Raw genomic sequence first — 18422 nt, forward strand, 5'->3', positions numbered from 1 at the left:
TCCAACAACGGAGACGACAATGAAGTGCCAGCATTCCATTTGCCTCGCAGCCGCGCTCGCCTGCGTGGGCCCATTCGGCGTGGCCCACGCGGCGGCATGGCCTGACAAGCCCATCAGGCTGATCGTGCCTTACGCGGCGGGCGGCACCACGGACATCATCGCGCGCGTGGTCGGCACGCGCCTGGGCGCGGTACTGAAGCAGCCGGTCGTGATCGAGAACCGGCCGGGCGCCGGCGGTGCCGTAGGCAGCGCGTTCGCGGCCAAGCAGCCCCCCGACGGCTACACGCTGGTCATGGAAGTGGAAAGCTCGCACGCGGTGAACCCCAACGTGTATCAGAAGACCGCGTACGACCCGGTCAAGGACTTCGAGCCCATCAGCAACCTCGCCGACGTACCGAACGTGCTCGTCGTGAACCCGGGGTTTCCGGCGCAGGACCTCGCCGCGTTCATCAAGCTGCTGAAGGCGCAGCCGGGCAAGTATTCGTTCGGCTCGTCCGGCAATGGCGGCCTGAGCCACATGAACGGCGAACTGTTCATGAATGTCACGGGTACGCGCATGCTGCACGTGCCGTACAAGGGGCTGGGCCCGGCGCTGAACGATGCCATGGCGGGCCAGATCCAGGTGGTGTTCGACAACATCCCGTCGTCGTCCGGCTTGATCGAGGGCGGCAAGCTTCGTCCGCTCGCCGTGGCGGCCCCCACGCGCCTGAAGATGCTGCCGAACGTACCGACGTATGCCGAGGCTGGGCTGCCGGCGATGAACAACCCGTCGTGGTTCGGCCTCGGCGCGCCGGCCGGCACGCCGGCGCCGATTCTCGATCAGATCAACGCGGCGGTGAAGCAGGTGCTCGCCGAACCCGAGGTCGTCGCGGCCATCGAGAAGCAGGGCGCCATTCCGGCATGGACGACGCGCAAGGCCTTTGCCGACCTCATCCGCACGCAGAATCAGCACTGGAAGAAGGTCGTCGAGGATATCCGCTTCGAGAAGCTGCAGTAGGGAGAACGTGCTAAGGAGAACGTGCGATGAGCGAGAATCTGTCCACCTCTTTGTCGAATGAACACGCCGCCGTGGAAGTGGGAGCGCGTGGCATCGCGACAATCACCATCCGGCAGGCCAAGTCACTGAACATCCTCGGCACGCCCGTCATCGCCGACCTCACGCAGGCCGTACAGGCGCTGGCAGATCGTGGCGACGTGCGCGTGCTGATCGTGCGCGGCACCGGCGACAAGGGCTTCATCGGGGGTGCCGATATCAACGAGATGGCCGCGCTGCAGCGTGACACCGCGGAGGCGTTCATCAGCGGACTGCGAGACCTCTGCAATGCGCTGCGCCATTTCCCCGTGCCGGTCATCGCGCGCATGCCGGGCTGGTGTCTGGGCGGCGGCCTCGAACTGGCGTTGGCGTGCGACATCCGCATTGCCGCGGACGATGCCAGGCTTGGCATGCCCGAGGTCAAGGTTGGCATCCCGTCGGTCATCCATGCGGCGCTGATGCCCCGCCTCATCGGCAACGCCCGCACGGCGTGGTATCTGCTGACGGGGGAGATCGCCGACGCTGCGGAATCGCTTGCGGCCGGACTCGTCAGCCGCGTCGTGCCGCTGACGGCGCTGGACGCGGAAGTCGCGCGGATCGCCGAGTTGCTGGCCAGCTTCGGGCCGGAGGTGGTGCGGCAACAGAAGCGGCTGCTCCGCGCGTGGGAAGAGGCGCCGCTCGACGATGCCATCGAGGACAGCGTAAGCGAGTTCGGCAAGGCGTTCGAGACGGGCGAGCCTCAGCAGCACATGGCGGGCTTTATCAACCGGAAACGGTAGGCGACGGTTCGCGCGTGATCGCCACGCGCGGATCGCTCAGCAGAAACTGCACGAACGCCGCGGCGAAGCCCGGGAGCTTGCCGTCGGCGCGCGTCACGAGATTCAGCTCTCGCACGGCCCAGGGCTCGTCGAGCGCGACGCCCACGACGCGTCCGTCCGCTATCGCCCCGGCGGCCACGCTGCGTGGCACGAGCGCGATGCCCACGCCGGCTTCCGCCAGCGACAGCACGGCTTCGAATCCATGCGCATGCAACCGGACGTTGGGCTGCCGGCCGGCTCGCTGCGCCATGTCCTTGAGGAACAGGAAGTTGCTGCTGTTGCGGCTCATGCAGACGAAGTCGAACGCCAGCGCCGCCCCAAAGCGGACGCTGGTCTCGCGCGCCAGCGGGTGGCCGGCATGCATGGCGAGCACGAGCTCGTCCACCGCATAGCGCACCGCGCGTACGCCAGTGGCGCTCGCGTCGTCCGTGAGTTCGTTGGCGAGGATGCCGATATCGGCTTCATGCGCGGTGACGGCCGCGACGATGGCCTGGCTCGCGCGCTCCTCCAGGTCGATATTCACCTCCGGATGCGCCGCGAGAAAGCGGCTCACGCTCGGGATGATGAAGCCATTGAGCGAACTGCTGTTGGCCAGCAGCCGGATATGTCCCTTCAGCCCGCTGGCGAACTGCCCCACCTCTGCATGCATGCGTTCGATGCCCTGCAGCAACTCGCGCACGTGCGCGAGCAGCATGTCTCCCGCGGGCGTCAGATCCATGCCCCGCGGTCCGCGCACGAACAATGGGATGCCGAGCGCATGCTCGAGGTTCTTCAACCGGTAGCTCGCGGCCGAGGCGGTGATATGCGTGGCGTTCGCGCCGCCGGCCAGGCTATGCGCTTCGGCGATGGCCTGGAATAGCCGAAGATCCGTTAGTTCGTAGCGCAAGGCAGGTCGTCCCTGTATGTCGGTCGGCCTCGTATGCAGGCCGTCCTTGTGGGTGGGTGCAAAAGATAGCAGATTTCGTCGTCCGCACATCCCGATGGCGTTCGTGCGAAGTTGCAATACCCGGCGGGGCGCCGCGCAATAGTCTTGCACCTGCACCCCCCTCTCGGAGATCGCCTGCCATGAAGCTCTATTACCACCATCTGTCCGGTCATTCGCACCGCGTGCGCCTTCTGCTGTCCCTGCTGGGCGTCGAGTACGAGCCCATCGAGGTCGACCTCGCCGCCGGCGCGCACAAGTCGCCCGAATACCTCAAGCTGAACCGCTTCGGTCAGGTACCGGTCCTCGTCGATGGCAGCGATGTCATTGCGGATTCGAATGCGATTCTGGTCTATCTTGCCAAGAAGCTCGGCAAGACGGACTGGCTGCCCGAGGCGCCCGTGCAGGCGGCGGCCGTGCAACGGTGGCTATCCATCGCGGCCGGCGAGATCGCCTATGGTCCCGCCGCCGCGCGGCTGATCACCGTATTCGGCGCGCGCTACAACGCCGAGGAAGTGATCGGGCGCGCGCACGCGATACTCAAGCTGATCGACGCGGAACTGGAAGGCAACGCGTTCCTCGCGCTCGACCGCCCGACGATCGCCGATGTCGCGCTGTATGGATACATCGCGCGCGCCCCGGAAGGCAATGTCGATCTGTCTGCCTATCGAAACGTGAATGCCTGGCTGCAGCGGATCGAAGCGCTCCCGGGGTTCTTCCCGTTCGTCAGAACGCCCGCGGGGCTCACTGCCAACCAGTGAAGACAACAGCCGACGGAGGCATACGATGGCAACGGAAAACGGTAGCGAGGCGGCTTCGCCCTGGCATGCGGGTGAGCTTTCGATGCAACGGCAACTCGGCGTCGCCGAGCGCATGCGCGACGTCGGGCGTCGCGTGATTCGCGACTACATGCCGGACCAGCACCGTGAGTTCTTCGCGGGACTACCGTTTCTGGTGATGGGAGCCGTGGATGCCGACGGTCTTCCCTGGGCCACCGTGATCGCCGGTCGGTCCGGCTTCATGCAATCGCCGGCGCCGACGTCGCTGCACGTCGACGTGATCACCGATCCGCGCGATCCCGCGAGCGCGGGGCTCGCTGACGGTGCCAGCGTCGGATTGCTGGGGGTGGAGTTCCACACGCGCCGGCGCAACCGCATGAATGGCACGGTGGCCAACCGGACCGACAAGGGGTTCGAGGTGACGGTGGCCCAGAGCTTCGGCAACTGCCCCCAGTACATTCAGTTGCGAAAGCCGGCATTCGCGCGAGACCCGTCTACGCCATCGACGGCGCCTGTCGAGCGATTGGCCGCGCTGGGCGAGCGCGAGCGCGCACTGATCCGCGCGGCGGACATGCTCTTCGTCGCGTCGTACGTAGATGGCGAGCGGGGCGGCGCGAGGCAGGTGGATGTTTCGAGCCGTGGCGGCAAGGCGGGCTTCGTGCGCGTAGGCGAAGACGGTGTGCTCACGGTGCCGGATTTCGCGGGCAATCTGTTCTTCGCCACGCTCGGCAACTTTCTCGTCAACCCGCGCGCGAGCGTCACCTTTGTCGATTTCGAGACGGGCGACATGCTGCAATTGAGCGGCACGGCGTCGGTCACGCTCGACGACCCCGAGATCGGCGCCTTCCAGGGTGCCGAGCGGCTATGGCACTTCACGCCGCAACACATCGTGTATCGGCCCGACGCCTTGCCGGTGCGGTGGACGTTTCTGGCGAATGGATGGTCGCCGAATTCGCTGATGACTGGAAGCTGGGACCAGGCCGCGGAGCGGCTGAAAGCGGCCGCGCTGGCCAACGCATGGCGGCCGTTCCGTGTCGTCGATATCGTGGACGAATCTTCCACGATCCGTTCTTTTCACCTCGAACCCGACGATGCGGCCGGCATGATTCCGCACATGGCCGGACAGCATCTGCCCATCCGCGTCACGCCGCCTGCCTGTGGCAAGCCCGTTATCCGCACTTACACGATTTCGGTCGCGCCATCGGACGGCCGGTACCGGATCAGCGTGAAGCGAGAGGGCGTCGTCTCGACATACCTCCACGACACGATGCGCGTCGGCAGCGTGATCGAGGCACGCGCGCCTGCCGGACAGTTCGTCGTCGATGCGGCCGAGCGCCGGCCTGCCGTGTTCCTCGCAGCGGGCGTCGGGGTCACGCCGCTGCTCGCCATGCTGCGGCACGTGGTCTACGAGGGACTGCGCAAGCGCAGGATCCGCGAGGCGTGGATGTTCCACGCCGCGCGATCGCTCGGCGAGCGGGCGTTCACCGAGGAGCTGCGTGGCCTTGTCGAGGCGTCCGGCGGGAAGGTGCGCTGCGTGCGCGTGCTGTCGGAGGTAGCCGATGCCGAGGAAGGCAAGGACTACGATATCGCCGGGCGTATCGACGTAGCGCTGCTGCGCCGCACGCTGCCGTTCGACGACTACGATTTCTATCTGTGCGGCCCGCCGGGCTTCATGCAGGCCACCTACGATGGATTGCGCGATCTCAATGTGGCCGACGCACGGATTCATGCCGAAGCCTTCGGTCCGTCTGGCCTGACCCGGCGACAGGACGCCGGCGCCGGCGCGATCGTCGCGGGGCCGGTGCGGACCGCCGCGCAAACGCCCACGCCCGTGGCATTCGTCCGATCCGGCAAGGAGGCGCGCTGGAGTCCCGGCGGCGGCTCGCTGCTCGATCTCGCCGAGTCGCGGGGCCTGAGTCCCGAGTTCAGTTGCCGAGGGGGCACCTGCGGCACGTGCCGCACGAAGATCGTCGAGGGCGCCGTGGCCTATGCGGTCGCGCCCGGCTATCGCACGGAGGACGACGAAGCGCTCATCTGCTGCGCCGTGCCCGCCGACCCATCGTCCGGCGGGGGCGCACGCCTGCTGCTGGATCTCTAAGGTACGTAATCCAGGCAGCTAGGCCAATCAGGTAAGCCAATCAGGTAAGCTAATGCCCGCGCAAACACGGCGGGAGCTGAGAGACATGGGCATTCGCGAGATCGAGATCTTTCGTGCTGTCATGACGTCGGGCAGCATGAGCAAGGCGGCGGTGTTGCTGGGCGTCTCGCAGCCGGCCGTCAGCCAGGCGATCCGCAAGCTCGAGACTGCTGCCGCGGTCAGCCTGTTCGCGCGGACGCGCGGGCGGCTCGAGCCCACCTCCGCCGCCAGCGCGCTCATGAGCGATGTGGACCGGTTCTTCGCCGGCTATGAATACATCGAACACCGCATACGCAGCTTGCGCTCGTACGGGCTCGGGCGCCTGACGGTCGCCATCAATCCCGCATTCGGCCTCGGCTTCATCTCGCGCGCGATCGCCGCCTTCGAGGCCGACAAGCGCGGCGTGCAGGTATCGCTGCAGGTGATGAACACGCACGAGGTCCACGAGACGGTATCCGCCGGCAAGGTCGAGTTTGGCCTGATGGCGGCCGGCCTCTCGATGGCCGGGCTGGAGCATTCACCGTTCGCTCACTTGCGCGCGGTCGTCGTCATGCGCGATGGCCATCCGCTTGCGCGCCGGCGCACGGTGACACCCAAGGATCTGGAGCGGCAGCCCTTTATCGCGCTCAACTCGGCGGACCCGACGCGCATCTCGCTGGAGAACCAGTTCGGCGAGAGCGGCGTCTTTCTCAAGCCGCTCGTGGAGACGCCCAACTCGCACACGGTCTGCGAACTCGCACTGGCCGGCGTGGGTGTCGGCGTATCGCATCCGCTCGTCGCCGCGGACTATATGGACAGAGGGCTGACCATCCGGCCGCTCTCGATCGACGTTGTGCTGAACAGCGTCATCGCTTTTCGCGCGGGCGCGCCGCTCTCCGAACACGCCAAGGGCGTCATCCGCCAGATGCGCGTGCAACTCGCGCAGGAGTCGTCCGCGCTTGCCGCGAAGATGGCCGCCTGAGCTCATAAGCGCAGCTTATCGACCACCCCGCGAAGCGATATTGCGTTGCGGCTAAGCCCTTACGAAAATGGCTGGGAGCACCACCCTATAAGCCCAGCCTATGGATACCGACGCGCCAGCTTTGACCCTTCCGGACACCGACGCCGACGCCGACGCGGAGGTGCAGTGGCGGGGAGACACGTATCTGTTCCCCGCGGGCGCGGCGCCCGTCTGCGCATGGGGAAGATGGAGCGATCGCCGTCGCGAACCGCGCATGCTGACGTCCCCGCGATTGGAGGGTCACTACACCATCGAGATCCTCTTGTCCGACACGATGGTGGATTGCTACATGGGTGGCGTGGGCGCCTTCACGCGCGGCGGGCATTTCGGCGCCTCGCAGGTGACGCCGCCCGGCGAGCGGGTACGGTGCCGCGTCGAGCGGCCGATGGAGTCGGTGATTCTGTATGTCCCCGCGGGCACGATGCATGACACGCTGCATCGCTGCGGACAGCACGTACCGGAGGGATTCGCGCTCGAGGATCCGTGCTTTCGCGCGGATCCCGTGCTCGGACGCTTCGTCGGCGCGCTGGCCGAAGCGGCGAGCCTGCAGGATCCCTCGACCGCACTGTTCGTCGACCACGCGTGCCGGACCGTGGTGGCGTATCTCGTGCGCGCGCAATTGCAATCGACGCGCGCGCCGGGCAGGCCGTCAGGGCTTCAGGCATGGCGCCTGCGCAAGGCGCTGGACTTCATCAGCGCCAATGCCACCGAGGCCATCTCGCTGCAGGCCATGGCGGACCACGTGGGACTCAGCCGCATGCACTTCGCCGCGCAATTCCTGCTGGCGACGGGCATGACGCCCCATACCTACCTGATTGAAGCCCGGCTCGACATCGCCAAGCGGCTGCTATCCGAAGGCCAGCTCGCGCTGGCGGCCATCGCGGTCGATACGGGCTTCCACTCCCAGGCGCATTTCACCAACGTGTTCCGCAAATCCACGGGCACCACGCCGGGACGGTGGCGCGCGCGCGTGATGGACGCCGCCATCGACCGCGATGCACACAACCCGCGTGCGGCATCCTTCATGCCCGACGCGGCGCGCTAGCCTCGTCACTTCCAGAAGCCCTCGTGCGCGCGGGCGGCTTCCTCTTCGAGCATCGGACCCGCGACGTCCACTCGCCGCTGGCCGCGCGCGAAGACCTCTCGGCATGGCAACGAGAACGTCGGATTTTCGGGATGGTCGCCGGTGAGGCCGAGGAGGGTGTGCTCGGACAGGGCATAGACCACGCGACCAATACCCGTCCAGTAGATCGCGCCCGCGCACATGCAGCATGGTTCCGCGCTCGTGTAGAGCGTGCATCGGGCCAGCGCTCCCGGCGGCAGCACGCGCGCGGCGGCCGCGGCGGCGACGAGTTCGGCATGCTGGGTGGGATCCCCTTCGGGCGGCATCGAGTTGTTGCCTGCCGCCGATACGATGTTTCCGGCTTCGTCGGCCACGAGCGCCGCAAATGGATGGCGGCCGCGTTCCCTCGACCGGTACGACTCGGCAATCGACTGCCGCAGCAGATCCAGATCGCGCGCGCGGATGCCCTGGGACGTTTCGGCTTCGGACGTTTCGGCGTTGAACGTTTTATTTAGCGGCGGGATACTCATGGGATTCTTCCAGAAGGTGGGTGTTCGGCTTGCCATTCAGCAGCACGTTGAGGAGGATCGCGGTCATGCCGCCGAGGAAGATGCCGCTGTCCAGCACCAGCTTCCACGTGCCGCCGACGTGCGCGAATAACGCGGGAAAGGACATGGGCAACACGCCGACGCTGATCGAAACGGCGACAACGATCGCGTTGCGTGTGCCGTCGAACTTCACCCGCGACAACTCCTGAATGCCGGCAACGGTCGTCATGCCGAACATCACGATGGCGCAGCCACCGAGGACGGGGCGCGGGACGGATGCAATCAGTGCGCCGAGCTTGGGGAACAACCCCATCAACACCATGATGACGCCGGCGGTCGCCACGACATAGCGGCTCTTGACGCCGGACAGCGCGATAAGGCCAGTGTTCTGCGTGAAGGCGTTGTACGGAAAGCTGTTGAAGATGCCGCCAAGCATCGTGGAGAGACCGTCGGCGCGAAACGCGTTACCGAGCGTTTGCTGGTTCGCCGGCTTGCCGACGATCTTGCCGATGGCCAGGCAGTTGCCCGTGGTTTCCGCCATGATGATCAGCATCGCCAGCACCATGATGAGCGCGGGTGCGATGCGGAACTCCGGCATGCCGAAAGCGAACGGCGCGCTGATCTCGAACCAGGCGGCGCTGCCGACATGAGAGAAATCGGTGAGCCCGAACGCGGTGGCGATGATCGTTCCCGCCACCAGCCCGAGCAGCACCGAGAGATTCCCCACGATGCCGCGGAAGCGCGCGTTGATCACGAGCGTGACGACGATCGTGGCGGCACCCAGCAAGAGGTTCGACACGCTGCCGAATTCAGGCGCCCCCGGGTCGCCGCCGCCGAGCCAGATGGCGGCGGCGGGCATCAGCGACACACCGATGATCGTGATCAGGCTGCCGATGACCACCGGCGGGAAAAAGCGGAGCAGCCGGCTGAACACCGGCGCCAGCGCAATCGTCGCCGCGCCCGCGGCGATGACGGAACCGAACACGACGGCGAGTCCGTACTGCTGTCCGATCATGATCATCGGCGCCAATGCGATGAACGAGCAGCCCTGGATCAGCGGCAGGCGCGCGCCGAACCTCCATATGCCGAGGCATTGGAGGATCGTCGCGATGCCGGACGTCAGCAGATTCGCGTTGATCAGGGTGACTACCTGCACCGGGGACAGGCCCAGCGCACTGCCGAGAATCAGCGGCACCGCGACAGCGCCCGCATACATCATCAGCACATGCTGCAAGCCATAACTTGCCAACTGCCTCGCCGGCAGCACCTCGTCCACCGGGTTCACCGCGGTGCTCTTGCTCATTCGCCCTCTCCCTCGCTGATGAAGTGGGCAGAGGAATTCCCGCTGCCCCAGATATGTGCGTGACATGCACGAAGACAGGGCGCCGCATCGCTCAGACCCCGCCTGATTGCATGCCCTGACTTCGCTAGTGCATGATCCATCGGAGACGTCATAAAACCAAATCAAGAGCCATCGATTTTCTCGATGGAACAGGACTATGCGGTTTTCGCTGGAGCAGGTGCAGGTGTTCGTCGTCGTGGTGGAAACGGGATCGTTTTCCGCGGCGGCGCGACGGCTGGGAAAGACGCAATCGACGATCAGCAGCGCCATTTCCAATCTGGAGATCGACCTCGGCGTTACGTTGTTCGATCGCACCAACAAGATCCCGACCGTTACGGAGGCGGGCCGTACGTTGCTGGGGGAGGCGACCGCCGTCCTCGAGCGCTGCCGGTCGCTCGAAGCGCATGCTGCGAGCCTGGCGGGCGCGAATCCGGCCGAGCTGACGCTGGCGATCGAGATCCCCTACAACACGGTCATGCCAGTCCTGATGGATTTCGAGCGCGAGTTTCCCTACGTTGACCTGACCATTCGCAATCCGATGTCGGGGGACGTGAGTGAACTGGTGCTGAAAGGCGACGCCGAGGTTGGCATTGCGTTCGCGCAGCCGGGCTATTCACCCGAGCTCGATTTCGTGCAGCTCGGCAAGCTCATCATGGTCCATGTTACGCATCCCGCGCACCCGCTGGCCGCTCTCGAACGCGTGTCGTTCGAGGATCTGCATGCCTATCGCCGCCTCGCATTCACCGCACACGCGAACAAGCTGCCCACGACCGAGTACCTTCGCGCGGCGCGTACCTGGCAGGCGGAAAGCTACCTCGCGCTGATGGAGATGGTCAGCAACGGTCTCGGCTGGGCGACACTGCCGCGGCAACTGATTCGCGATGAACTGGCGCGAGGCGATCTCGTCGAGCTGCAGCTGGCGGCGTATCCGCACACGGACTGGCTTGTCGGCGTCGACCTCGTATGGCGCCGGGCAGCGAGCCGCGGTCGCGCGCACAGATGGCTTCACCATCGGCTGCAACGGCACATGGTCTTCGAAGTCGGCGCGGGCGGGCAGCGTACTACGCGATAGGCGTCATAGGCGCGATTGGCGAGCTAGTACGGATGTACGCCGCCAGCTCCTCGGGCGTACCCGAGGGAAAGGCCTCCTTCAGGTGATCGAGGAACGCGGACACGCGGATGCTCAGATGCCTCCGCGACGGATAAAGCGCCCATAGCGTGACCTCCGTTCCGTCGATGTCGCCCCAGCGAGAGAGCGCGCCCGACGCAAGGTCCGCGCTTACCATCGACAACGGCAGGCACGCGGCGCCCATGCCGAGCCGTACCGCATCGCGTATCAGGAACAGCGATGACAGCACTGCCACGGGCGTTATCGGAAGCCGTACCTGTCCGGCGCGGGTGGTGAGCGCCCAGCCGGACCGCTGCTCGCTCTCCTGCCGGACGATGGCCGGAACGGGCCGGTCGGCCTTGCGTGGACGATGCAGGCCCGGCGCCGCGACGACCACCAGTCGGTCGCGAACGAAGATGCGGCCAATGAGGTCTTCATCGCGGTCCGGGTTCACGCGAATCGCGACGTCATAGCCCTCCGCGAGCATGTCAACGCTGCGATCCTCCGTCGTGACTTCCAGCCGCACCTCGGGATACTTCCGCGCGAATGTCGAGATGAGCTTTCCCATCGCGATCTGGGAGAACAGCGCCGGCGCCGTGATGCGCAGGCGGCCGCGAGGCCGTTCGCTACCGGAAGCGATCGCCGACGCGCTCTCCGCGATTTCCGCGAGCAGCGTCCCCGTGCGCGCGTATAGCGCGTGTCCTTCCTGCGTGAGCGTGAGGCCCCGCGGACCGCGTTCGAAGAGCCGCAGCGAGAGGCTGTCCTCCAGTTCGGCAATCTTCCGGGACAGTGTGGCCTTGGGCCGTCCGGTCGCGCGCGCCGCGGCGCCCAGGCTTTCGTGGCGGGCGACGAGATTGAAATCGGCTAGCGCGAGAAGATCGATGTGTTCCATTATTGGGACGAGGTGTTCAGTTTTGATGGCTACCGGACCGAATATGGATCGATTACTGTTTCCTGGCAAGTGCGATTTTCTCAGCCAACCTTTTCAGGAGAACAGCATGACCATCCTCATCACCGGCGCAACGGGGCGTGTCGGACGCCAGGTCGCAGGTCAACTCGTGCAGCGCGGCGCCGATGTGCGCGCGCTCGTCCGGGACCCATCCAAGGCGGACCTCCCGCCAGTCGTCGATATCGTTCAGGGCGATATGCTCGACATCGCCGCATTGCGCAAAGCGTTCGTCGGCGTGCGGACGCTGTTCCTGCTCAATGCCGTGGCCGGCGACGAATTCACGCAGGCGTTCACCGCCCTCAATGTGGCCCGCGAGTCGGGCGTCCGCCGGGTCGTGTATCTGTCGGTCATGCACGCGGAGCGCTTTGCGAACGTGCCGCACTTCGCCGTGAAACTGGCGGTGGAACGGTTGATCGAACACGCCGGCTTCAGCGCGACCATGCTGCGGCCGGCATACTTCATGGACAACGAACACATGGTCAGGGACGTCATCCTGCAGCACCGTGTGTATCCCATGCCCATCGGCGGCAGGGGCGTCGCCATGGTCGACACTGGAGACATCGCCGAGGTGGCGGCGCTCGAACTGATCCGCCGGCATGACGGGCCGGAAGATCTGCCCAATGACGCCTTCAATCTGGTGGGCCCCGACACGCTGACCGGTGCCGGGCTGGCCGCGATATGGTCGGACATCACCGGCCGCGCCATCGCTTACGGCGGGGACGATCCCACGGCTTTCGAAGCCAACCTCGCCAACTTCCTGCCCCGGTGGATGGCGTACGAAATGCGCTTGATGGCGGAACGCTACGTAAGCGACGGCATGATTCCGGAAGCGGAAGATGTCGAGCGATTGACGCGTATCCTCGGCCGTCCCTTGCGCGCGTACCGACAGTTCGCCACGGCGCTCGCCCGCGCCGCCGCGTAGTCGCGTGTTGCCGCGCGCGTGGCTACCCGCGAGGGTGCCTGCGCCCCGACGATTTTGCCCGTCGGCGGGGCGCTGGCACCGCGAACATCGGCATGTCGCGCCGGATGCGTTCGAGCAGCGCGTTCGCCGCCACGCCCAGGGGCCTGCCCGTTTTGACCAGCAACTGCGCCTTGGCCGATTCGAACAGCGGATGCGCGATGGGCAAGGTGACCAGCTCACCCGAGCCCAGTTCGTGATAGGCGGCAAACGCGCCCATCAGCGTGATGCCGTGATGGCGCTTGACGAAGTGCCGCAACACGGCGAGCGAGTTGGTCGTCAGCGTCGGGCGGATCTGGATGTTCTCGGCGTACGACAGCATCTGGACGATCTGTCCGAGCCCGAAGGCCGGCGGCATCATCGCCAGCGGAAAATCGTTCAGTTCGTGCACATCGACTTTCGTGCCGCGCAACGCGAGCGGATGGTTGGCATGGACGAGGAGCACGACCGGCTGCGATGACGTGGCGACCCAGCGCACATCCGCATGCGAGGGTGGGTTGTACGCCAGGCCGATATGCGCCCGGCTGTCCGCGACCTCCTGCAGCACGTTGTTGACGGGCAGCGTGTCCACCGTGACATCGAGCCGCGGGTATTGCGCGCAGAAATCGGTCAGCACTTCATCCATCAGGCTATCGACATAGCCTTCGCTGGTCGCGATGCGCACCTGGCCGTGCTGCAAGCCTCGCAATGCCTGCAGGCGGTCCTCGAACAGCTCGTGTTGCGCACGGCAGCCTTGCCAGTACTCCAGCAGATGCTGCGCGACTTCGGTGGGCTGCACGCCGCGCGCGTGGCGGTCGAACAGGGCGGCGCCCACTTCGTCTTCCAGCAGGCGTATCTGGCGCGCAATGACGGAAGGCGACGTGTTGATGCTGTCCGCCGCGCCGCGGATGGACCCGTGCGTCAGCACCTCGTGGAAATAGCGCAGCCTGCGCTGGTTCAGTTCTCGCATATCGACATCCGCGTGAAGTTGAGTGTTGCCGGATGAGCAACGATAGCCGACTTCAGTTGCTCTTGCCATGCCATTTCAACTGCCGCACGATGCTCGAAAACTAAAAGAGCGCACCAGCACAACGTTCATCGCATCCACGAGCGATCACGGGAGAAATCTGCATGACCCCCACACTGCCTCCGCGCAACACGCCGGGGCGCGATAGCGCCGCGCAACAGGCCCTGTACCGAAAACTGAACTGGCGCCTGCTGCCATTCCTGCTGCTTTGCTACACGTTTGCCTATCTGGACCGCGTCAACATCGGCTTCGCCAAGCTGCAGATGCAGAGCGACCTGGGCCTCTCCGACGCGGTGTACGGCCTTGGCGCCGGCATCTTTTTCTTCGGTTACGTGCTGTTCGAAATCCCGAGTAACCTGCTTCTGCCCCGGATTGGCGCGCGCAAGACGATCAGCCGTATTCTGGTGCTCTGGGGCCTGACGTCGGCCGGCATGATGTTCGTGCGCGACGAGACCACGTTCTACGTCATGCGCTTTCTGCTGGGCGTGTTCGAAGCCGGCTTCGCGCCCGGCATGATCTTCTATCTCACGTACTGGTACGGGCAGCAGCGCATGGCGCGCGTGATGGCCGTCGTGATGCTGGCGGGTCCGCTCGGTGGCATCTTCGGTTCACCGCTGTCGACCTGGCTGATGACGGCGCTCTCCGGCGCGCACGGCCTGGCCGGCTGGCAATGGATGTTCCTCGTCGAAGGCCTGCCTTGCGTGCTGCTCGGCGTATTGGCATTGCGCGTGCTGGCGGACCGCCCCGCCGATGCCAGGTGGCTCACCGACGAAGAAAAGCGCATGATCGCCAGCGAGCTGCGCTCGCCTGCGGGCGGCCACCATTCGTTCGGCGAGGTCGCGCGCGACCCGCGTGTCTACCTGCTGGCCTTTGCCTACTTCACCATGATTTGCGGTATCTACGCCGTGAGCTTCTGGCTCCCCAGCATCCTCAAGGCGGACGGCGTCACGGACACCATGCAGATCGGTCTCTATTCGATGATCCCTTACATCGCGGCCGCCATCGCGATGATCGTCATCGGCCGGCGTTCGGACCGGCGCGGTGAACGCCGGCTGCATAGCGCGGTGCCCGCGTTCATCGGCGCTGCCGCGCTGGCGGTGGCCACGCTCTTCAGCGGCAACCTCGGGGTGTCGCTGCTCTGCATGACCATCGCCACGGCGATGATGTGGACGGCCTACACGGTGTTCTGGGCCATTCCTTCTCAGTACCTCAAAGGCGATGCGGCCGCGGGCGGCATCGCGCTGATCAATACCATCGGCCTGATCGGCGGCTTCCTGAGCCCGACCATCATCGGCTGGGTGCGCACGACCACAGGCAGCATGCAGGCCGGCCTGCTCGTGATGGTGGCCCTGCTCGTGGCCGGCGCGGTGACGCTCGTGGCCAGCCGCATGCCCACGCCCCAGGGCAGCCCGGCCGCAATCTAAGATGACCCTGAACATGGAGAGCCCTTTGGCACCCCGAATCCTGATTGCCGGTTTCCAGCACGAAACCAATACCTTTGCGCCATCCAAGGCCACCTATGCGAGCTTCGAGCGCGGGGAGGGCTTTCCCGCGATGGTTCGCGGCGGCGATGTGCTGGCGCTGCGCGATGTGAATATCCCGGCCGGCGGTTTCATCCAGGCCGCGGAGCGCAACGGCTGGACGCTGAGCCCTGTGATCTGGGCCGGCGCGAGCCCGTCGGCGCACGTCACCGAGGACGCTTTCGAGCGCATCGCCGGAGAGATCGTCGAAGCGGCCCGCAACGGCGGTTTCGATGCCGTGTATCTCGACCTGCATGGCGCGATGGTCGCCGAGCACGCCGACGATGGCGAAGGCGAGCTGCTCGCGCGCGTGCGCGCCGCGATCGGCCCCGATGTCCCGCTGGTGGCATCGCTCGACCTCCACGCCAACGTCACGCAACGCATGCTCGATGCCGCCGACGCGCTGGTGGCGTACCGCACGTATCCGCATGTCGATATGGCGGAAACCGGCGTGCGCGCGGCAGAGCTATTGCAGGGGCTGTTGACGGGCCCGCGTCGCTGGCGGGCCGCCGCGCGCAGGCTGCCGTTCCTCATTCCGATCAACGGCATGTGCACGATGCTGGAACCGGCGCGCGGGTTGTACGCCGCGCTTGCCGGGCTGGAGTCCGATGGAGTGGTCTCGCTGTCGTTCGCCCCCGGCTTTCCGGCCGCGGACTTCCCCGAGTGCGGACCCGTGATCTGGGGATACGCGGAGGATGCCGCCGCGGCGGAAGCCGCCGTGCAGGCGCTCTACGACAAGATGCTGGCCGAGGAGTCCGCATGGGAGGTGCCGTTCCTCTCGCCCGACGAGGCGGTCCGCGAGGCCATGCGCATGGCGGAGGGCGCCACGCGCCCGGTGGTCATCGCCGATACGCAGGACAACCCCGGCGCCGGCGGCGACTCCAATACGATGGGCATGCTGCGTGCGCTGTTGCGCAACGGCGCGCGGGGCGCTGCCATCGGGTTGATATGGGACCCGGCGGCCGCGGCCGCGGCGCATCGCGCGGGCGTCGGCGCCACGATCGACGTGGCGCTCGGCGGCGTGTCGGGCGTCCCCGGCGACGAGCCACTGCAGGCGCGTTTCGAAGTGCTGAAGCTGTCGGACGGCGTCTGCCGTTTCGGTGGACCGATGATGCACGGCATGCTCGCCGATGTCGGGCCCGTGGCGCTGCTGAGTATCGATGGCGTGCAGGTCGTGGTCAGCAGCGGCAAGGCACAGATGCTCGACCGGAATCTCTATCGCGTCGGCGGCGTCGAGCCCGAGGCGATGAAAATCCTCGTGAACAAGAGCTCGGTCCATTTTCGCGCGGACTTCCAGGGCATCGCCCATGCAGTGCTCGTGGCGAAGGCTCCCGGCCCGATGACGGCCGACCCCGCCGATCTGCCGTGGACGCGTCTGACGCCGGGCATCCGGCTGAAGCCCATGGGCAAACCCTTCGCCGGCTGACGCGCCCGTCCTCTGCCGCCGCTTTGCGGTGATACGCCGGTGCGCTCAGCCCGGTATGTCGAAACCGTAGAGAGCGGCGGCGTTGCGCCAGCGCAGCCGGTCCTCGAGGTCGGGGCGTGTAGCGAGCCATGCCATCGTGGCGCGGCATTCGTCCGCACGCGCCGGGCCTTCGTGGTTGGTCCACGGCCAGTCGCTTCCCCACAGCAGACGATCCGCGCCGGCGACCTCGGCCCAGCGTGTCGTCAGCGCCTGCCACGCGCCCGGGCTGGTGAGGCCGTCGCCCAGGCGGTAAGGGGCGCTGATCTTGACCCACAGCGGTCGCCGCTCGCGCACGGCGCGCGCGGTGTCGAACACCGCATCGGCGACGCCGCCCGCGCCGGGGCGGCCGAAGTGATCGAGCACGATCGGGGCCGGTGCGTCGCCAATCGCCGCATCGAGCGCCGACAGAATCGTCGCGCCATCCCCGTTGTCGGTATGGAGCTCGATGTGCCAGCCCAGCGCGGCAATGCGTGAAAAGAGCCCGCGCCATGGCGCCGTCTCGATACGGCGCCACCCCTCGTCGCCATACAGGTTCAGACGGATCCCCCGCACCCCCGCGGCATCGAGGGCGGTCAGCCCGGCGTCCGGCACGGACGGATCGACCACCGCCACGCCACGCAGCCGCGCCGGCATGCGCCCCAATGCGGCCAGCATCATCGAGTTGTCGGTGCCGAGGAAGCTCGTCTGCACCACCACGCCGTACGGATCGCCGTGCGCGCCTCCGACGACGCCGGCCATGGCGAGCCAATCCGTCAGCGGTGCCGCATAGGACGGGCGATAGCGCGCCGATGCGACGGCGACCCCGGCATCGAATACATGGAAGTGGCAATCCACCAGCGGCTGGCTCGTCATCATATGGCTCGATTCTCCTCTGTACGGGTTACCCCCGATATGGCACCGCGCGCGCGGCCCTGATACTCTAGTCCTCTATAGGACTTGAATCTAGCACGCCACCCAATGCCCGACAATCCCATCGTTCAATCTGCCGCCGCCGCGGGCATGAGCCGGTATGGGCAGATTGCCAGGCAACTGCAGGACGGCATTCTCGCGGGGGAATGGCCGCCTGGCAGCGCCATTCCGGCCGAGAGCGCGCTGGCGAGCCGTTTCGGCACCGCGCTCGGCACAATCCGGCAGGCGATCGCGGTGCTCGTCCAGCAGGGACTGCTCGAGCGGGTGCAGGGGAAGGGGACGTTCGTGCGTAACGGGCTGTCGGGCGGTCTGCCGGGCGCGAGCATGATGCGCTTTTTCCGCTTTCGTGCGGAGTCCGATGGCGAGGCCACCGCCACCGCCACTCCCACGGTGCCGCGCTCGGAAATCCTGTCCTGCCGGAGCGTGCGCCTCGACAAGACGATGGCCGCGCGATTCGCGCTCGGCACAGGCGCCCGCGGATTGGCGATTTCGCGCCGGCGCTGGGTGGCGGACCATCCGCGGCTGCTCGAATCGATCTGGCTGCCGCTGCCGGGCTGTGCGGCGCTGCAGGACATTCCCACGGCCGAGTGGGGCGAATTGCTCTATCCGATGCTGAGCCAGCATTGCGGCATCACCGTACATCGGGCGATGGACGAGGTGACCTTCCGCCCGCTGGAAGCCGGCGAAGCGGAGCAGCTCGCACTCCCCGCATCCCATCCCTGCGCGCTGGTCACGCGACAGGCATTCGATATTCAAGGCCAATGCGTGGAATACCGGCTGACGCGGGGCGATGCCTACGCCTTCCGTTACGCGGCCGAGATTCGGTGATTTCACGCGCCGACTCCACATCCCACGCGATCACCCA

At 66.4% G+C, this 18422-nt stretch carries 17 protein-coding genes; 11 read left to right on the forward strand and 6 right to left on the reverse strand.

Annotated elements, in window-relative coordinates; all coding sequences use genetic code 11:
- The first annotated feature begins 19 nt into the window (after positions 1 to 19).
- Positions 20 to 997 (forward strand): Bug family tripartite tricarboxylate transporter substrate binding protein, encoded by a 978-nt coding sequence (locus KHP16_RS11850; RefSeq protein WP_109583167.1) that lies wholly within the window; start codon positions 20 to 22, stop codon positions 995 to 997.
- 26 nt (positions 998 to 1023) lie between these two features.
- Entirely contained in the window at positions 1024 to 1812 is a 789-nt protein-coding gene (locus tag KHP16_RS11855) for an enoyl-CoA hydratase (RefSeq protein WP_211960229.1), read from the forward strand.
- Here the strand turns inward: KHP16_RS11855 and KHP16_RS11860 are convergent.
- On the reverse strand, positions 1796 to 2737 hold the full coding sequence (locus KHP16_RS11860) for a LysR family transcriptional regulator (RefSeq protein WP_115953125.1): 942 nt from the start codon (positions 2735 to 2737) through the stop codon (positions 1796 to 1798). The genes KHP16_RS11855 and KHP16_RS11860 overlap by 17 nt on opposite strands.
- 179 nt (positions 2738 to 2916) lie before the next feature.
- On the opposite strand from KHP16_RS11860, the gene KHP16_RS11865 reads away from it, so the two are divergent.
- The 4 genes from KHP16_RS11865 to KHP16_RS11880 all read left to right on the forward strand — a co-directional run bounded on the left by KHP16_RS11865 (position 2917) and on the right by KHP16_RS11880 (position 7734).
- On the forward strand, positions 2917 to 3534 hold the full coding sequence (locus tag KHP16_RS11865) for a glutathione S-transferase family protein (RefSeq protein WP_211960230.1): 618 nt from the start codon (positions 2917 to 2919) through the stop codon (positions 3532 to 3534).
- A 25-nt stretch (positions 3535 to 3559) separates the two neighbouring features.
- Positions 3560 to 5650, forward strand: coding sequence for a 2Fe-2S iron-sulfur cluster-binding protein (locus KHP16_RS11870; protein ID WP_211960231.1), 2091 nt, complete (start codon positions 3560 to 3562; stop codon positions 5648 to 5650).
- Between the two features lie 52 nt (positions 5651 to 5702).
- Positions 5703 to 6650: a LysR substrate-binding domain-containing protein gene (locus KHP16_RS11875; RefSeq protein WP_244835764.1), complete on the forward strand. Its 948-nt coding sequence runs from the start codon at positions 5703 to 5705 to the stop codon at positions 6648 to 6650.
- A 121-nt stretch (positions 6651 to 6771) separates the two neighbouring features.
- Positions 6772 to 7734 carry an AraC family transcriptional regulator gene (locus KHP16_RS11880; protein ID WP_211960232.1) on the forward strand — a complete coding sequence of 321 codons (963 nt, stop codon included), beginning with the start codon at positions 6772 to 6774 and terminating at the stop codon, positions 7732 to 7734.
- 5 nt (positions 7735 to 7739) lie between these two features.
- Here KHP16_RS11880 and KHP16_RS11885 read toward each other — a convergent pair whose 3' ends face one another.
- Together KHP16_RS11885 and KHP16_RS11890 are read right to left on the reverse strand one after the other, a co-directional pair.
- Positions 7740 to 8282 (reverse strand): nucleoside deaminase, encoded by a 543-nt coding sequence (locus KHP16_RS11885; protein ID WP_211960233.1) that lies wholly within the window; start codon positions 8280 to 8282, stop codon positions 7740 to 7742.
- Positions 8260 to 9603 (reverse strand): nucleobase:cation symporter-2 family protein, encoded by a 1344-nt coding sequence (locus tag KHP16_RS11890; RefSeq protein WP_211960234.1) that lies wholly within the window; start codon positions 9601 to 9603, stop codon positions 8260 to 8262. The genes KHP16_RS11885 and KHP16_RS11890 overlap by 23 nt, the downstream gene beginning before the upstream one ends.
- A gap of 196 nt (positions 9604 to 9799) precedes the next feature.
- On the opposite strand from KHP16_RS11890, the gene KHP16_RS11895 reads away from it, so the two are divergent.
- Positions 9800 to 10714: a LysR family transcriptional regulator gene (locus KHP16_RS11895; RefSeq protein ID WP_109583158.1), complete on the forward strand. Its 915-nt coding sequence runs from the start codon at positions 9800 to 9802 to the stop codon at positions 10712 to 10714.
- Here KHP16_RS11895 and KHP16_RS11900 read toward each other — a convergent pair.
- Positions 10704 to 11633, reverse strand: coding sequence for a LysR family transcriptional regulator (locus KHP16_RS11900; RefSeq protein ID WP_109583717.1), 930 nt, complete (start codon positions 11631 to 11633; stop codon positions 10704 to 10706). The genes KHP16_RS11895 and KHP16_RS11900 overlap by 11 nt on opposite strands.
- A gap of 115 nt (positions 11634 to 11748) precedes the next feature.
- Between KHP16_RS11900 and KHP16_RS11905 the strand changes: the two genes are divergently transcribed.
- Positions 11749 to 12621, forward strand: coding sequence for an SDR family oxidoreductase (locus KHP16_RS11905; protein ID WP_211960235.1), 873 nt, complete (start codon positions 11749 to 11751; stop codon positions 12619 to 12621).
- 22 nt (positions 12622 to 12643) lie between these two features.
- On the opposite strand, the gene KHP16_RS11910 is transcribed toward KHP16_RS11905, so the two are convergent.
- Positions 12644 to 13606 (reverse strand): LysR family transcriptional regulator, encoded by a 963-nt coding sequence (locus tag KHP16_RS11910; protein WP_179593794.1) that lies wholly within the window; start codon positions 13604 to 13606, stop codon positions 12644 to 12646.
- A gap of 161 nt (positions 13607 to 13767) precedes the next feature.
- Between KHP16_RS11910 and KHP16_RS11915 the strand changes: the two genes are divergently transcribed.
- Complete coding sequence (locus tag KHP16_RS11915) at positions 13768 to 15087, forward strand: MFS transporter (RefSeq protein ID WP_211960236.1); 1320 nt, start codon at positions 13768 to 13770, stop codon at positions 15085 to 15087.
- A 25-nt stretch (positions 15088 to 15112) separates the two neighbouring features.
- On the forward strand, positions 15113 to 16609 hold the full coding sequence (locus KHP16_RS11920) for a M81 family metallopeptidase (protein WP_211960237.1): 1497 nt from the start codon (positions 15113 to 15115) through the stop codon (positions 16607 to 16609).
- A gap of 45 nt (positions 16610 to 16654) precedes the next feature.
- On the opposite strand, the gene KHP16_RS11925 is transcribed toward KHP16_RS11920, so the two are convergent.
- The gene (locus KHP16_RS11925; RefSeq protein WP_244835765.1) at positions 16655 to 17503 is read right to left on the reverse strand and encodes an amidohydrolase family protein; all 849 of its coding nucleotides are present in this window, start codon (positions 17501 to 17503) and stop codon (positions 16655 to 16657) included.
- Between the two features lie 102 nt (positions 17504 to 17605).
- Here KHP16_RS11925 and KHP16_RS11930 point away from each other — a divergent pair, with 102 nt between their 5' ends.
- The gene (locus KHP16_RS11930) at positions 17606 to 18385 is read left to right on the forward strand and encodes a GntR family transcriptional regulator (RefSeq protein ID WP_211960238.1); all 780 of its coding nucleotides are present in this window, start codon (positions 17606 to 17608) and stop codon (positions 18383 to 18385) included.
- The last annotated feature ends 37 nt before the right edge of the window (positions 18386 to 18422 follow it).

The organism is Cupriavidus plantarum, assembly GCF_905397285.1.
GTDB lineage: Bacteria > Pseudomonadota > Gammaproteobacteria > Burkholderiales > Burkholderiaceae > Cupriavidus > Cupriavidus plantarum.